This is a genomic window from Microcystis sp. CS-574, from assembly GCF_028329095.1.
GTDB lineage: Bacteria > Cyanobacteriota > Cyanobacteriia > Cyanobacteriales > Microcystaceae > Microcystis > Microcystis ichthyoblabe_A.
This window is the reverse complement of record NZ_JAQMSY010000012.1, coordinates 1-14404: the sequence shown is the minus strand read 5'-3', so window position 1 is coordinate 14404 and position 14404 is coordinate 1. Positions and strand designations below refer to the sequence as shown.

General features: G+C 43.8%; 10 protein-coding genes and 1 pseudogene. 4 read left to right on the top strand and 7 right to left on the bottom strand.

Going from position 1 to position 14404, the window contains the following annotated elements; all coding sequences use genetic code 11:
- Positions 1 to 322, bottom strand: a 322-nt coding sequence (locus PN470_RS00770; protein ID WP_272103364.1) for a DUF3782 domain-containing protein, incomplete at its 3' end; no start/stop codon positions are given.
- Between the two features lie 466 nt (positions 323 to 788).
- Here PN470_RS00770 and PN470_RS00765 point away from each other — a divergent pair.
- Positions 789 to 2681, top strand: coding sequence for a BRCT domain-containing protein (locus PN470_RS00765; RefSeq protein ID WP_271938355.1), 1893 nt, complete (start codon positions 789 to 791; stop codon positions 2679 to 2681).
- 136 nt (positions 2682 to 2817) lie between these two features.
- Positions 2818 to 3696: an NAD(P)-dependent oxidoreductase gene (locus PN470_RS00760; RefSeq protein WP_271938357.1), complete on the top strand. Its 879-nt coding sequence runs from the start codon at positions 2818 to 2820 to the stop codon at positions 3694 to 3696.
- Here PN470_RS00760 and PN470_RS00755 read toward each other — a convergent pair.
- From PN470_RS00755 to ribD, 4 genes are all read right to left on the bottom strand, one after another.
- Entirely contained in the window at positions 3693 to 4043 is a 351-nt protein-coding gene (locus tag PN470_RS00755; protein WP_002744294.1) for a 4a-hydroxytetrahydrobiopterin dehydratase, read from the bottom strand. The genes PN470_RS00760 and PN470_RS00755 overlap by 4 nt on opposite strands.
- Before the next feature lie 60 nt (positions 4044 to 4103).
- Positions 4104 to 5606, bottom strand: coding sequence for a DEAD/DEAH box helicase (locus PN470_RS00750; protein ID WP_272103362.1), 1503 nt, complete (start codon positions 5604 to 5606; stop codon positions 4104 to 4106).
- A 319-nt stretch (positions 5607 to 5925) separates the two neighbouring features.
- Positions 5926 to 7899, bottom strand: coding sequence for a molecular chaperone HtpG (gene htpG / locus PN470_RS00745; RefSeq protein WP_271938374.1), 1974 nt, complete (start codon positions 7897 to 7899; stop codon positions 5926 to 5928).
- A gap of 238 nt (positions 7900 to 8137) precedes the next feature.
- Entirely contained in the window at positions 8138 to 9235 is a 1098-nt protein-coding gene (gene ribD / locus PN470_RS00740) for a bifunctional diaminohydroxyphosphoribosylaminopyrimidine deaminase/5-amino-6-(5-phosphoribosylamino)uracil reductase RibD (protein ID WP_272103360.1), read from the bottom strand.
- A gap of 400 nt (positions 9236 to 9635) precedes the next feature.
- Between ribD and PN470_RS00735 the strand changes: the two genes are divergently transcribed.
- Both PN470_RS00735 and PN470_RS00730 read left to right on the top strand, forming a co-directional pair.
- Positions 9636 to 11072: an ammonium transporter gene (locus PN470_RS00735; RefSeq protein WP_004158875.1), complete on the top strand. Its 1437-nt coding sequence runs from the start codon at positions 9636 to 9638 to the stop codon at positions 11070 to 11072.
- A gap of 176 nt (positions 11073 to 11248) precedes the next feature.
- Positions 11249 to 12673, top strand: coding sequence for an ammonium transporter (locus PN470_RS00730; RefSeq protein ID WP_044034301.1), 1425 nt, complete (start codon positions 11249 to 11251; stop codon positions 12671 to 12673).
- Between the two features lie 212 nt (positions 12674 to 12885).
- On the opposite strand, the gene PN470_RS00725 is transcribed toward PN470_RS00730, so the two are convergent.
- Together PN470_RS00725 and PN470_RS00720 are read right to left on the bottom strand one after the other, a co-directional pair.
- The gene (locus tag PN470_RS00725) at positions 12886 to 13728 is read right to left on the bottom strand and encodes a hypothetical protein (protein ID WP_271938372.1); all 843 of its coding nucleotides are present in this window, start codon (positions 13726 to 13728) and stop codon (positions 12886 to 12888) included.
- 212 nt (positions 13729 to 13940) lie between these two features.
- Positions 13941 to 14078: pseudogene (locus PN470_RS00720) on the bottom strand (glycosyltransferase); the annotation flags it as partial.
- Between the last annotated feature and the right edge of the window lie 326 nt (positions 14079 to 14404).

Below are 14404 nucleotides of genomic sequence, written 5' to 3'. Positions count from 1 at the left end.
TCGTGTGGGTGACATCAATGCCCCGTTCCTGAAATAAACGCACAACCGCAGGCTCTACCATTTCTTCAACGAATCTGCCCCAGCGCGTTGTGAGGTTATTAACAGCTTTGGTCGTTTCTTGTACCTGTTTTTTTAATTCTTCCATCGTGCGATTAGCTTCCTCTCTGCGACGATCAGCTTCGGCACTGCGGCGATCAGCTTCGGCACTGCGGCGATCAGCTTCGGCACTGCGGCGATCAGCTTCCTTTTGAAACTCGGCAAATTGGGCCTCAGTTCTTTCAAATAACTTGTAAATATCGGCGATCGTTACAGCGTCTGACATAGGAAGATTCTTCAAGCTTGAGGAGTCTAGTCCCATTCTAGCGACTTAGCCCAGAAAAAATGTCCCTAACTTCTCATCCGTGTTTTTTCAATCAATTATTGACTATCAACTAATCAGCGATCGCAGTTCAAGGGGAAGGGGTCAAAGGTCAAAAGGCGATCGCGGTCAATGGATAATAGGCAATTGACAATGGATAATTATCAACCGAAGCTCATGCGGCCATGGACTACTATTTTGATTATCAGGAAGAAATTGACCTGGAAATCACCCAAGAATGGGATCAGGTACAAATTAGCATGACGCAAATAGCTAAATCACTTTTTACAGCAGGGTGAAAGAAGTGACTTTTCCCCCCTTCCCCCGAATGTACCCCGTAACTGATATAAGTAGAGATGTAGGTCTATAACCAAAATTGCCGCATCAGTTCGGTTAGGTGACTGTTTTTCGCTTGTCTAGGAGGGTAGATATGCTCAACGAATTAATTTATGAAGGATTAGGTTTAAGTGCTGTTTTCGGAGGACTATTCCTCTGGTCGCGCTCTAGTCTCGTCAGCAAAAATACCGCCCTTTTAGCTGCACAAGCGCAATTACAGCAAAGTAACTCAGATTTGTTGGTTCAAGTCAAGGGTTTAGACGTGGCGCAATCAGATTTAAAAGACGAAAATCAGCAGCTGCACGCCAAAATCATTCACATAGAACAACATTACGCCCAATTACAGCACAAAGCTACGGATTTAGAAAATTCTCTCCAGTCCCTCCAGCAAGCTGTCCAGATAGGTGAGAGTGAAATCGAACAACTGAAAACCACCGCTAAGGACATAGAAGCGGAGAAAGCTGGTTTTATGGAGCAGTTAGAGGCAGAAAAAGCCCAAATTACTAGCCTAGAAGCACAGATTCAAACTTTAGAGCAGCAAAAAGGCGAAATTAACCGTCAATTTGATTTGACCAAAAAACAGACCACCTCTCTCTATAGTCAAATTCAGACCCTAGAACAGGATAAAGCTCTCTTACAGCAAGATATAGAAAAAGCCGAGGAATTAAGGGCGAAAGTGGCCGATTTAGAGCATAAAAACCAAGAATTAAGCGATTTAGCTGCTCAAATTCCCAACTTGCAAGGTCAAATTCAAACCTTAGAACAGAATCTGGCTCACCAAACAGAACAGTATGAGCGAGGACAGCAGGAAATAGCCAGCTTACAGGGTCAAATTACTGGGTTAGAGCAGCAAAAAAAGTCTCTCAGCGAAGATTTAGCCGTAAGTCAAACTCGATCGCTCTCTTTAGGTCAAGAATGCGACAATTTAACTATAAAACTGCAAGAAACCGTCGCTCAAGTGACCGCCATAACCGCGGAAAAGGACAGTCTCGGCGCTCATCTCGAAGCAGCTAAACTGGAGTTACAAGCTTTAGAAGTCCAGAAAGGGGAATTATCGGCAGAATTAACCACTGCTGCCGAAAAAATTGCTGATTTAGAAGGGCAATTACAGGAATTAACCCAGTTACCCCAACAATTGGCTGATTCTCAGGCAAAAATTGCTGATTTAGAAGGGCAATTACAGGAATTAACCCAGTTACCCCAACAATTGGCTGATTCTCAGGCAAAAATTGTCCATTTAGAAGGGCAATTACAGGAATTAACCCAGTTACCGCAACAGCTAGAAACCTATCGGGAAAATATTTCTAATTTAGAGATTCAACTACATCAATTAAGTGCCGAAAAAGACCAATTGGAAGCCACAACTTCCCGTCATATCGAGGAATTAAGCCAACAAAATCGCCAACTAACTGAAGGTTTAGAAGCCCAAAAAATGGCGGCTAAAGCTTTAGAAAAGGAAAAAATTAAGTTTGAGGGCGAGTTAGCAACTAAGCAAGCAGAAATCGCCGCTTTAGTGGTTAAAATTCAAAACCTACAGCAAGAAATAGACGATTTCTCTAAACAAACTGCTCCCATTATTACTAATGAACCGGAAGCAATTATTAGTGAAACCCCTGTGGTAGAAGAACCAAAAACCCCCCCGGTGATGGCCAAGGAAACTCCGGTAGTAGCAACAGAAAAAATCCCGGTTGCCGACACAAGTTTAGAAGTGCAACCAGCAGCAAAGATAGTCCAGACGAGTCAAGAATCCGCAGAAAATCCCCTAAGGGGAAAAACCGTAGTTATACTAGGAACCTTCAGCAAAATCAGTCGCGAGCAAGCGAAATCATTGATTATTAATGTCGGTGGTACTGTTACCGGTTCCCCCAGTGCGAATACTGATTATATTCTCCTCGGTAAAGCTCCCGGTGAGAAACTCAAAAAGGCTCAAAAATTAGGCATTAAAACCCTTTCAGAAGCCCAATTTCTGCAAATGGTAGAATCCTAAAACAGTTATCAGTTATCAGTTATCAGTTATCAGATTTTAGTTTTCAGTTAACTGTTTACTGTTCACTGAAAATATACCCCACTTCATAATTCATAATTCATAATTCATAATTCCCTTTCCCTTGATTACCAAAATTATGAGTCAAAAAATTGCCTTTTTAGGATTAGGAGTAATGGGAGCGCCGATGACAGCTAATCTTGTCCGTCAGGGTTTTGCTGTCAATGCTTGGAATCGTACCCCAGAGGCGCCGGGGATAACCATTGCTGGGGCATCAGGTGCGAACATTTGTTCTAATATTGCCGCCGCCGTCAGGGATGCCGAGATTGTCTTTACCTGCGTCGGGGATGTGCCTGACGTGGAAGCGGTAATTTTAGGACCGGGGGGTGTCGTGGAATCGGCAGCGGTGGGAACTCTGGTGGTGGATATGAGTACCATTGGCTCTCAAGCCGCTAGGATGATTGGTAAAAAGCTAGAGGAAAATAATCTCCGTTTTCTCGATGCTCCCGTCTCTGGGGGCGATATTGGGGCGAAAAACGGCACTTTAACTATTATGGTGGGAGGGAAAGAAGCGGATTTTCAGACTTGTTTGCCCTGTTTTCAAGCCATGGGTAAAACTATTCGCTGGTGTGGCGAAATCGGCAACGGACAAGCGGTAAAACTCTGTAATCAAGTCTTGGGGGCGGTTCACATGGTGGCGCTGTGTGAGGCTCTAAAAATGGCAAAAATTCAAGGATTAGACCCCAATTTAGTCATAGAAGTCTGTAAAACGGGGGCGGCGGGTTCTTGGGCGTTGGAAAATTTGGGACCAAAAATCCTCGCCCAAGATTTACAGCCAGCTTTTATGATTGAACATATTTTAAAAGATTTGCGATTAGTCAAAGAAACTGCCCAGACAGCCGGGGAAATTCTGCCCGGGACAGATTTAGCGGAAACTCTATTTAAAGTAGTAGCGGAATTGGACGAAGGCAAGGGAATTAAACAGGGAACCCAAGCGATGATTCGTGCCTACGATTAAGCATTTTGTTGACGATAAATATCATCGGTACGGGCAGCCATGATAAAATCATTTTGATGTAATCCCCCCACGTCATGGGTCCACCAAGAAACGGTAACTTTACCCCATTCTGTCAATAAAGCTGGGTGATGGCCTTCTTTTTCCGCCGCTTCTCCCACGGCATTAGTAAAGGCAATTGCCCCTTGAAAATTGGCAAATTTATAGAGTTTTTGCAGACGGGGAATACCCTCGTATTCTAAGAGATTCCAATCGGGAATTTTAGCCTGTAAAGCGGTAATTTCTTCGGCAGTGATAGGAGAAGAACCCGATTGATAAGGTTGACATTTTTGTTGGGCAAGTTCGGTCATAGGGGTATCAATCTAGATTTTTTACCTTTATTATAGAGGAAAATCCCCCAGAGAAATTTTTTATTCTTCCTCTGACTCTGGAGAACTCACCCAAGGGGTAGAAGATTCGGCAGCTTTCGGGAAAGAAAAAGATTTTTTCGGAGCAGAAGGCAATAATTCCAATTGTCGATTACCGGTTTTATAGCTAGTTTTATTTTTCTGCTCTCCCCGTCGTCGTTGGGAGGTTTTTTCCTCCGTGGTATTTTCGGCTATCACTTCATACAAAATCGCCCGTTTATCCTCTTGTTGGCCTTTTCTTAACACCCGTCCTAAACGCTGAATATATTCCCTAGTGGAACCGGTTCCCGATAAAATAATCGCGATGCGTGCTTCTGGCACATCAACCCCTTCATTGAGAACATGGGAAGTCACCAGAATTTTGTATTCTCCCTGACGAAAACGGGTCAGGATTTCATGGCGTTCTTTCACGGGAGTTTGATGGGTTATGGCAGGTATTAAAAAGCTCTCGGAAATGCGGTAAACTGTGGCATTATCGTTGGTAAAAATTAAAATTGGTTCCGGATAGTGTTCACAGATTAACTCGGCTAAAACCCGCAATTTTCCCTGGGTTCCAGAGGATATTTCCTTCGACTCCCGGTGCGCTAACATGGCCCGGCGCCCTTCGCTACTTCTGGCACTAATCATGACAAATTTTTGCCAACCATCTAAACCAGACAAACTGAGATTATTGTTTCTTAAAAAATCATTGCGAATTTTAATCGCTTCTTGATATTTTTCCTGTTCTTTGGCAGATAGTTTCACTTTAATTTGAATTATTTCATGATCCGCTAGGGCTTTTCCTGACAAGTCTTGGGGACTTTTTTGATAAACAATTGTACCAATAAGATAATCTAAATCCTGATGACTACCATCACCGCGATCTGGTGTTGCTGTTAAGCCTAAACGATAGGGCGCGATCGAATCTTCCGCTATTTTCCGAAAGAAATCCGATGGTAAATGATGACATTCATCAAAAATCAAAAAAGCGTAACGATTGCCAAGAGTTTCTGAATAAATTGCCGCACTTTGATAGGTGGCGATTAAAATAGCACTATTATCCTTAGAACCTCCCCCTAATAATCCCACCTCGGCATCGGGAAAAGCCGCCAACATCTGGGCATACCACTGGTGCATTAAATCAATAGTCGGCACGATAATTAAGGTGCTGCGGGGAGTCGATTGTAGTGCCAATTGGGCAAGATAGGTTTTACCAGCAGCGGTGGGAAGGACGATAACACCCCTTCTCTGGGATTTTTTCCAAGCGATTAACGCTTCCGTTTGGTGGGGGTAGGGTTCCCGTTCAAAACTGGCAATTAATTCTAAATTGTTAAAAGCTTTTGCTTCATCTTGGAAGTTAATGCCCTCCTCCTGTAGGGTTTCCACGAGAGGACGATAATGAATGGCCAAAATGCGAAATCTTTCGATACGATCATCCCAAGTGGCAAAATCTAGCCATTTTTTCCCTTTTGGTGGTGGATGGAGAATTAAGGTTCCTCGCTCATATTTGAGGGTGGGTAAGCGCATTTTTCAGTTATCAGTAAACAGTTATCAGTAAACAGAACGTAGGTTGGGTTGAAGCATGAAACCCAACGCCCGCTCATGTTACGCTACCCCTAACCCATCCTACAAATAATTGTGCCTCCCTACTTATCAGTAAACAGTAAACAGTAAACAGTATAAGTGAACTGAAAACTTACATCTGATAACTGATAACTGATAACTGATAACTGATTCAAGGCTGACGGCGGCAAGATAGCTTAGTTACATATTGATCGGGCTAAAAAAATAGAGTGTGAATTAACACACTCTCAGCATATCGAAACAGCCAAAGTTTGGCAATAGATTAAATCTTTTCGGTTAGCTTAGTCAGAACGCGATTGGAACGTTCCACAAAAGCTTGCATTCCCTCGGCATCAAATCCTTTTTGAGCGATTAAAGCTAAATCATAAACGTGCTGACAGAGCATTTTCGCTAATTGCGCCGATGGAGATTCGCCACTACCAGTAACAATACTTCCCTGACTAATCTGGAGAATCTGTTGAATTAAGGGATGATTAGTATTAATCATCAGAATGTGTTCTTCGGGGAAAGCCATGGCTTTTTGTTGCATCATTGCCGTCATTTCCTGTAAGCGTCGCATCGCTTCTGGAAGTAAGACAATTGCCGGGGGAGTACCTTGGGGATCATCGGATTTCAAGGCTTCAGTTTTGATATTGATGCGGGAATTATCGAGAGCTTTGGCGAAGATTTCTTTGATCAATTCAGCCCGGGTTTTATTACTACCGGGATCGATAATTTCACTAGCTTGATCCTGTTCGAGCAGCGTCGAGTCTAATTCAGAATCAACCCGGGTGAATTTCACATCGGAGTATTCTCTTTCTAGGAAAGGAATAAAGTAATTAGTATCGATGAAAGAATCAAAGAAGAGGATCTCTAACCCTTGATTTTTGTAGAGTTCAACGTAGGTGGATTGGCTACGAGGATCGGTACAGTAAAAAACTCGATTTTCGTGGCGTTCTTTATGGCGTTCCAGGTAGGCTTTGAGAGTAGTATAACCTTCCTGTTCGATCGCTTCTAGGGGAGTTTTCGCCGTTGCTTCTTGCCATGCGTCACCTTCGGCGGTTTGCACTTCCACTTGTACCGCAGTTTCTGGGGTTTTGTAGGTAGTGCGATAGATTAAAATATCTTCTACCTGCTGTTTAAATTTATCCTCTTTTAAGGAACCAAATTTAATAAAAGTTCCCACATCTTCCCAACAACGAATATATTCTTTTGCGTCTTCGTTGTAGAGAGATTTGAGGCGATCAGCAATTTTTTTGGCAATAAAATCGGCAATACGGCGAACGGTGCGATCTTTGGTTAAAGCACTTCGAGACACATTTAAAGGAATATCTGGACTATCGATAACTCCTCGCAAGGGGATCAGGAAATCGGGAATAATTTCCTCACAATGATCGCTGACAAAAACCTGATTACAGAATAACTTTAATTGTCCTTTTGAGACATCCACATCCGGTCTGAGTTTGGGAAAATAAAGAATGCCATTGAGCAAGAAAGGATAATCGGTATTCAGATGTACCCAGAGTAAAGGTTCTTCTTGGAAAGGATAGAGATAACGATAGAATTCTAGGTAGTCTTCTTTCGTCAGATTTTGAGGAGATTCTTTCCATAAAGCCCGTTGTTGATTAATCACTTCCCCATCAATTTTAATGGGAACGGGCATAAAATCTGAGTAGGTTTTGACTAACTGGCGAATGCGGGCAGGTTCTAAATATTCCCCTTCCTCATCCATTAAAGTTAGGGTGATAGTGGTGCCGATTTGGCTGCGGGAAGAATCGGTTAATTCAAACTCTGGAGAACCATCACAGCACCAATGGACAGGGGTAGCACCTTCCTGATAGGAAAGAGTATCAATTTCTACCTTTTTAGCCACCATAAAAGCCGAGTAAAAACCTAGGCCAAAATGACCGATTAAATCGTTGGCTGATTTTTGGTATTTATTGATAAATTCTTCCGCACTGGAAAAGGCAACTTGGTTAATATATTTCTTGATTTCTTCCGCCGTCATCCCGATCCCATTATCGGTAATTGATAGGGTACGATTTTCTTTATCGATGGCGAGATTAATTTCTGGTTCGGGGACTTCTCCTCTCGCTTCTCCTGCTAAGGAAGCCATTTTTAATTTCGAGATGGCATCAACACTATTAGATATCAATTCCCGCAGAAAAATTTCATGGTCAGTGTAGAGGGATTTTTTGATAATAGGGAAGATATTCTCGGTATGAATCGTGATATTACCTTTTTCGAGTACCGTCATACGTTCAATCACTAAGGGTTTGACTATTCTAACTTTTTTATTTTGCTCGATAATGGCACCATTGATCACAGAGCGATTGCCCAACTTCCTCTAGGGTGATAACCGTACCGATAAAGGGATTTAACGGCAGCGGGGCGATTTCTAGAACTCGAACGCAAAAATCGCGGTTATTGATGACTTTTTGACTTTTGCAAGCGGTTGGTTGAGATTTGCCGATTGAGCCAGAATTGCAGTAGCTCTACTTTTCACTTTGCAGATATCCCTCAATCAAAATATCGGGATTGAGATAATTAACCGTGACATTTTCTAACTGTAAAGCTTGGCTCATTAGCTGGAAACCTAAATCACCCACGGCAGTAGGTGCCTTGATTCCCCCGATGATCTTGGGCGCAATAAAAGCGATAATTTTTTGTACCATGCCCTCAGCGATCGCCGCTGCACTTAAACCGCCGCCGCACTCCCACAAAACCTGACAAAATCCCCTCTGATAAAGATTTTCCATCACTAAAGTGGGTGTCACCTCGGTGAGTTCGATCACTTCCACGCCTTTTATTAATAATTGTTGCTTAAGCTTGACATTAGCATCAATTTGTGTATAGACAAGGGTGGGAAATTGACTGGTATCCCAAAGATGAGCGGAGGGTGGTAAATCGAGCGATCGAGTCATGACCACGCGCAGGGGATTATGATCAGAGAGGCCGTGAGTGGTGAGGTGGGGATTATCTTGACGGACAGTGCTACCGCCGACGATAATCGCATCACAGACCGATCGCAATTGATGGACTATTTGGCGAGAAGCGGGGCTAGTAATCCAGGCGCTATGACCGCTAGTGGCGGCAATTTTGCCATCGAGAGTCATGGCATATTTGAGGATACCGAAGGGTTTTTTAGCGGTGATGCGATGGATAAAACCCTGATTGAGTTGACGACATTCGGACTCCTCCACTCCCACCAGCGTCTCGATGCCTGCCGATTCTAATCTTTGAATGCCTTTCCCCGCCACCAGGGGATTAGGATCGATCATCCCCACCACCACTTTTTTAATGCCTGCTTGCACAATTGCCTCGCTACAGGGGGGAGTACGTCCATAGTGGTTACAGGGTTCAAGATTGACGTATAAAGTGGCACCACGGGCTTTTTCTGCTGCCTGTCTCAGGGCGAAAACTTCTGCATGGGGTTGTCCGGCCTCTGGGTGAAAACCTTCGCCGATAATTGTCCCCTCTTGAACAATCACAGAACCCACCAAAGGATTAGGAGAAGTTCGCCCCAAGGCTTGCCTAGCAAGGGTTAGACATCTTTGCATCATTTTGCGATCGAATTCCGTTGCCCGGGCCATGGTTGATTTCTCCAAAGGAGGGGAGACTTTATCAGTGATCAGTAAACAGTAATCGGTGGTCAGTGGGAAGCTTTTTTCAGTGTTGCCAAAGGCACGGCGTAGCCGTCCAGTAAACAGTAATCAGTGAACGGAAAACTCACATCTGATAACTGATAACTTCTCTACTATTGTTATTTTAAAGTGAAACGTATCAGAGGATACAGAAATCTCAAATAAAAAAAAACAAAGATCAAAAAACATTGACTACTCACACCTCAAGATAAATCCCTAGCTGTTTGGTCTTCTGAAATGATTGACCTCTGTTCCTAGGATTTAGCGTTTGAACGGACATAATTGCTCGGTAATTATTTTCAACAGTAATGAATCGACCTACTAACTCAAAAAAGTAAATGAATTAACGATGAAACGAATTGCTCGAAAATCTGGGGAACTTGTCGGTTTATTACCGAAAATTAACCCTGTCTGGTTAGCCTGTGTTCCTTTGTCCGCGATTATTTTTGTGGTTTGGAACACAGCCGTACAGGCCCAAGATGCGAAACCCCTAACCCCCGAAGATGTCCAAAACGCCCTTAATACAATCTGGGTTTTGATTGCCGCTATCCTCGTGATCTTTATGAATGCGGGTTTTGCGATGCTAGAAACGGGATTCTGTCGTCAGAAAAACGCCGTTAACGTTCTGGCCAAAAACCTGATCGTTTTCGCCCTCTCCACCATATCATTTTGGGCGATCGGTTTCTCCCTGATGTTTGGGTCTGTCAGTAACGAATTTTTCGGTACAGGAGGTTGGTTCCTTAGCAGTAGCGATCCCGCCACCTACGTTATGCCTGCCTCTTTGCCCACCTCGGTGTTCTTCCTGTTCCAAGTAGCTTTCGCGGGAACGGCGGCAACCATTGTATCTGGGGCGGTGGCAGAACGGATTAAATTCGTCGATTTCCTCGTTTTTAGCTTAATTATCGTCGGTATCATGTACCCGATCACCGGTCACTGGGTTTGGGGTGGCGGTTGGTTAGCTGACCTTGGTTTTAAAGACTTCGCTGGTTCGACGGTGGTTCACTCGGTGGGTGGTTGGTCTGCTTTAACCGGGGCGGCAATTCTCGGGCCGAGAATGGGTAAATACATCAACGGTCGCACCAGTGCCTTACCCGGCCATAACATGAGTATCGCGACCTTGGGTTGTTTAATTCTCTGGATTGGCTGGTTCGGTTTTAACCCCGGCTCTACTTTGGCAGTTAATGAAACTGTACCCTATATCGCTGTCACCACTAACCTCGCCGGGGCCGCGGGTGGCATTGCCGCTACCTTTACCGCTTGGGCGAAAGATGGTAAACCTGACCTTTCGATGATTATTAACGGTATTCTCGCCGGTTTAGTAGCCGTTACTGCCGGTTGTGATGGTGTATCCTATTGGTCGGCGGCAATCATCGGTTTAATTGCCGGTGTAGTCGTGGTTTACTCGGTGTCTTTCTTCGATAACCTGAAAATTGATGACCCCGTGGGTGCGACTTCCGTTCACCTCGTCTGTGGTGTGTTTGGAACTTTAGCCGTCGGTATCTTCAACAAAGATGCGGGTTTAATCACCGGTCAATTCCAACTGTTTATTAACCAAATTATCGGAATTGTGGCAGTAGGGGCATTTACCGTGATTGTCAGTGGTATTGTTTGGACAATCCTTAAGGCTACCCTCGGTATTCGTGTTACTCCCGAAGAAGAAATGGAAGGTTTGGATGTGGGTGAACACGGAATGGAAGCCTATAGCGGTTTCGTCAAGGAGTCCGATATCGTTACTGGTGGCTATTATGCTTCCAGTGTTGACATGGAAACGCCCAGCAGTCGTTAGGGTGAACCTTGTAAAGATAGATTAATTAGATCCCCGACAAAGTTAAAGAGAAAAGGAAGAAGGCCTCGCCCCGATGCGATCGGTGGCTATAATTAGCTTCTAAACCTTTTCTCTTTCGGTTTTTTGTCTCTTTCCAGACAGAAAAAATTAATCTTGCTACTAGGCACCAACCGTCAATGAAAAAGATCGTAGGAATAACCATGCTTTTGCTGGGACTGGGATTCAATTTCGGAGTTGCCCCGGTTTTTGCGGAAACCGTCGCCGCCGCTCCCCCCAATCCGATTAGTGCTGGAGATACAGCTTGGATGCTGATCTCGTCGGCTTTAGTTTTATTAATGACCCCCGGACTGGCTTTTTTTTATGGGGGTTTAGTACGTTCGCGTAACGTCCTCAACACCATGATGATGAGTTTGGTAGCCATGGGCGTAATTGGTGTAACTTGGGTGCTTTGGGGTTATAGTCTCGCTTTTGATGTCACCCCGGGTAAAAGTGGTTTTGGTGAAGGGATTGAAGCTTTTATCGGTGGTCTGGATTGGATTTTTCTCAACGGAGTCACCGCCGCCGCACCTGACAATATCGGTTATGCACCCACCGTTCCCCATCAAGTGTTTATGGTCTATCAGATGATGTTCGCCATCATCACCCCGGCTTTAATTTCGGGGGCGATCGTAGAACGGGTCAACTTTAAGGCCTATTTTTGGTTTTTACTGCTTTGGTCCACCTTTATCTATTCTCCCCTAGCTCACTGGGTTTGGGGTAAGGGTTGGTTGGCAGCCACTGGGGCGCTGGATTTCGCCGGTGGAACCGTTGTTCACGTTAGTTCCGGGATTTCCGCACTGGTGGCCGCTTGGGTAATCGGTCCGCGGCGTAGTTTTGGAACTCAAACCTATGCACCCCATAATGTGCCGTTTGTTCTCCTCGGTATCGGTTTACTCTGGTTTGGTTGGTTTGGTTTTAATGGGGGTAGCGCACTTTCCTCTAGTTCCCTAGCCACCACAGCTTTTGTTAATACCACGATCGCCGCTTCGGCCGGGGGTTTGACATGGATGTTTATAGAATGGATTTTACGCGGTAAACCGACGGCGATCGGTATTGCTAGTGGATTTTTGGGGGGATTAGTGGGTATTACTCCCGCTGCCGGCTATGTGCTGCCGATTGGGGCGATTCTGATTGGTTCGATCACTGCCCTTAGTTGTTTTTTTGCGGTTAGTCTCCGAGCAAAATTGCGCTTTGATGACTCTTTGGATACCTATCCCGTCCATGGTGTGGGTGGGACAATAGGGGCAATCCTTACGGGGGTTTTTGCGACTAAATCGGTTAATTCCTTCGGTAATGACGGTTTACTATTTGGCAACCCCGGCTTAGTTTGGACGCAATTTGTTGGCGTTGCCGCTACTTATATCTTTGCTGCCGTGGGTACTTTTGTCATCCTGAAAGTTCTCAGTTTATTCATGGATTTGCGGGTTAAACCGAATACGGAAGCAGAAGGTTTGGATGTGCCTCAACACGGAGAGGAAGCCTACGGACAGGAATTCGAGTTTGGTAGCAGCTTTTCCTACCAAGAAAATCCTCCTAGCACAAATCCTCGAGAAAATTATTAGCGATTCAATCGGCTATCAGTCCGGCTAACAGAGGCGAAATTTCGTCTCTGTGGAACTTGGCTGAACAATCAAAAAAAAAGAACGGGTCTGCTTCTAGATGATACTAAATCTGGTTATTAAAAACTGATTATTTATTCCCCCTTTTGCCTCTTGCCTTTCCTGATATGTAGCCTATACTCAACGGATTTAGTATGAGATGAGGTTTCAACCCCTCACACATTGCGCCAATACCAGCGAGTAACATCGGTTAAAAACTGTTTGACTCTGGGAGGAGGGGTTATTTTTAATCCTAGCCATTGATAGGGAAGTTCTCCTACTACATGATATTTCTTAGAGATGTTCATATTTGTCGGTAACTCCATTCCCCAGCGTTTAAAACTAGCGGCGCAATTTTCTGTGATTTCACCGCGACTGGTGCTTTCCCCATACACGGCTATATTCTTGTCCACAATTAATTGTCTTTCTCCCACTAACTTTGTAATTCTGAAACTATCCATTTCCTTAGCAACAAATGGTCGATGAGGAAAACTTTCAAAAACTCTTCTCAAAGCTTTTACTTTTATGAATTGATGAGACCAGATATCCGGGAGAGTATCTGCTTGAGAAAATACCGTTTCTCGTAAAACGACTTGCTTTTTAGGGGTGAGAATCTTGACTCCTTCTTGAATAAATTTGTCGCTTTTAAAGTAACCACCTTTAAGGTGGCGCAGGCAGAGAACTGTTAGGAGATCGGACTCGGTGTTATTGATAACAAAATTGTAGATATCATTAGCTGCCTCTTCTTGAATTCGGATCAGGTAACGATCATCCATGCACCAATAAATCCATTCTTCATCAGGCAAGTCTTTTAAGAGATTTAAAACCGTATCCCTGATCTTGGAACAGTCCATCGGAATTAACTCCACTTTATCGCCATATTTTGCTAAGTTCTCAGGATAATTGTCGTAGGGAACACGAAAAGTAAAAGGATTACTTGGCCACAATTTTTGATAAGTATAAATCATGTGATCAGCAAATTTAATGTACTTATCGCAGGTCAAAACGATCGCTTTCATAAATGATTCTTAGTCCTGAATAGTTTTTTAGTTTTAGCTGTTACCCTTACGGAGCGACTAATTATAGGATTATCACCAGCAAATTTACAGCAAAGCTGTCCATTTGTCAATACTTTTGGTATCCTAGTCTTGAAAAAACAGAGAGCGGCACTCAAGAAGGCCGTTGATTCTCTCCATCAACTGGCAATTTTAGCGATTATTACTGACAATAATCAATAATTTTGTAAGCTAGGTAACTCAGCAATTGTGTAGGTGGGTCTGCCTTTAACTTCCTCGTAAATTCTGCCGACATATTCCCCTAGTATTCCGATGCTAATTAGCTGTACAGAACCCAGAAAAAATATACTGACAGAGGATTATATGAAAATATTGTTAGAGACAATTGATAAATATTCTCATAAAATCTGGTTTTGGTCGTTGGACAGGAACAAGATTAGCCACCTATCTGAAAGAACAGAAACGAATCGAGTTAAGTAGCTGGTTATAATTAAATTAAAAATGGATTTTAGGTTCGATCCCCCCTGCCCCCCTTGATCTATCCATTAGTCACATCTTTCTTAACATAAAATTTGACAAAAAGAGAAAAGTGTGCAAGATGGCTCAAGGGGGTTCTATGGGGGGACTAATTTGATGAGATAGTTTCCAAGTCTGGCTGATATCATGTAACCTTCGCAGT

Coding starts and splice junctions, on each gene's coding strand:
- PN470_RS00735 (WP_004158875.1), top strand. CDS start 9,636: ATGAAACGAATTGCTCGAAAATCTGGGGAACTTGTCGGTTTATTACCG.
- ribD (WP_272103360.1), bottom strand. CDS start 9,235: ATGGCCCGGGCAACGGAATTCGATCGCAAAATGATGCAAAGATGTCTA.
- PN470_RS00750 (WP_272103362.1), bottom strand. CDS start 5,606: ATGCGCTTACCCACCCTCAAATATGAGCGAGGAACCTTAATTCTCCAT.
- PN470_RS00760 (WP_271938357.1), top strand. CDS start 2,818: ATGAGTCAAAAAATTGCCTTTTTAGGATTAGGAGTAATGGGAGCGCCG.
- PN470_RS00730 (WP_044034301.1), top strand. CDS start 11,249: ATGAAAAAGATCGTAGGAATAACCATGCTTTTGCTGGGACTGGGATTC.
- PN470_RS00765 (WP_271938355.1), top strand. CDS start 789: ATGCTCAACGAATTAATTTATGAAGGATTAGGTTTAAGTGCTGTTTTC.
- PN470_RS00755 (WP_002744294.1), bottom strand. CDS start 4,043: ATGACCGAACTTGCCCAACAAAAATGTCAACCTTATCAATCGGGTTCT.
- PN470_RS00725 (WP_271938372.1), bottom strand. CDS start 13,728: ATGAAAGCGATCGTTTTGACCTGCGATAAGTACATTAAATTTGCTGAT.
- htpG (WP_271938374.1), bottom strand. CDS start 7,899: ATGACGGTACTCGAAAAAGGTAATATCACGATTCATACCGAGAATATC.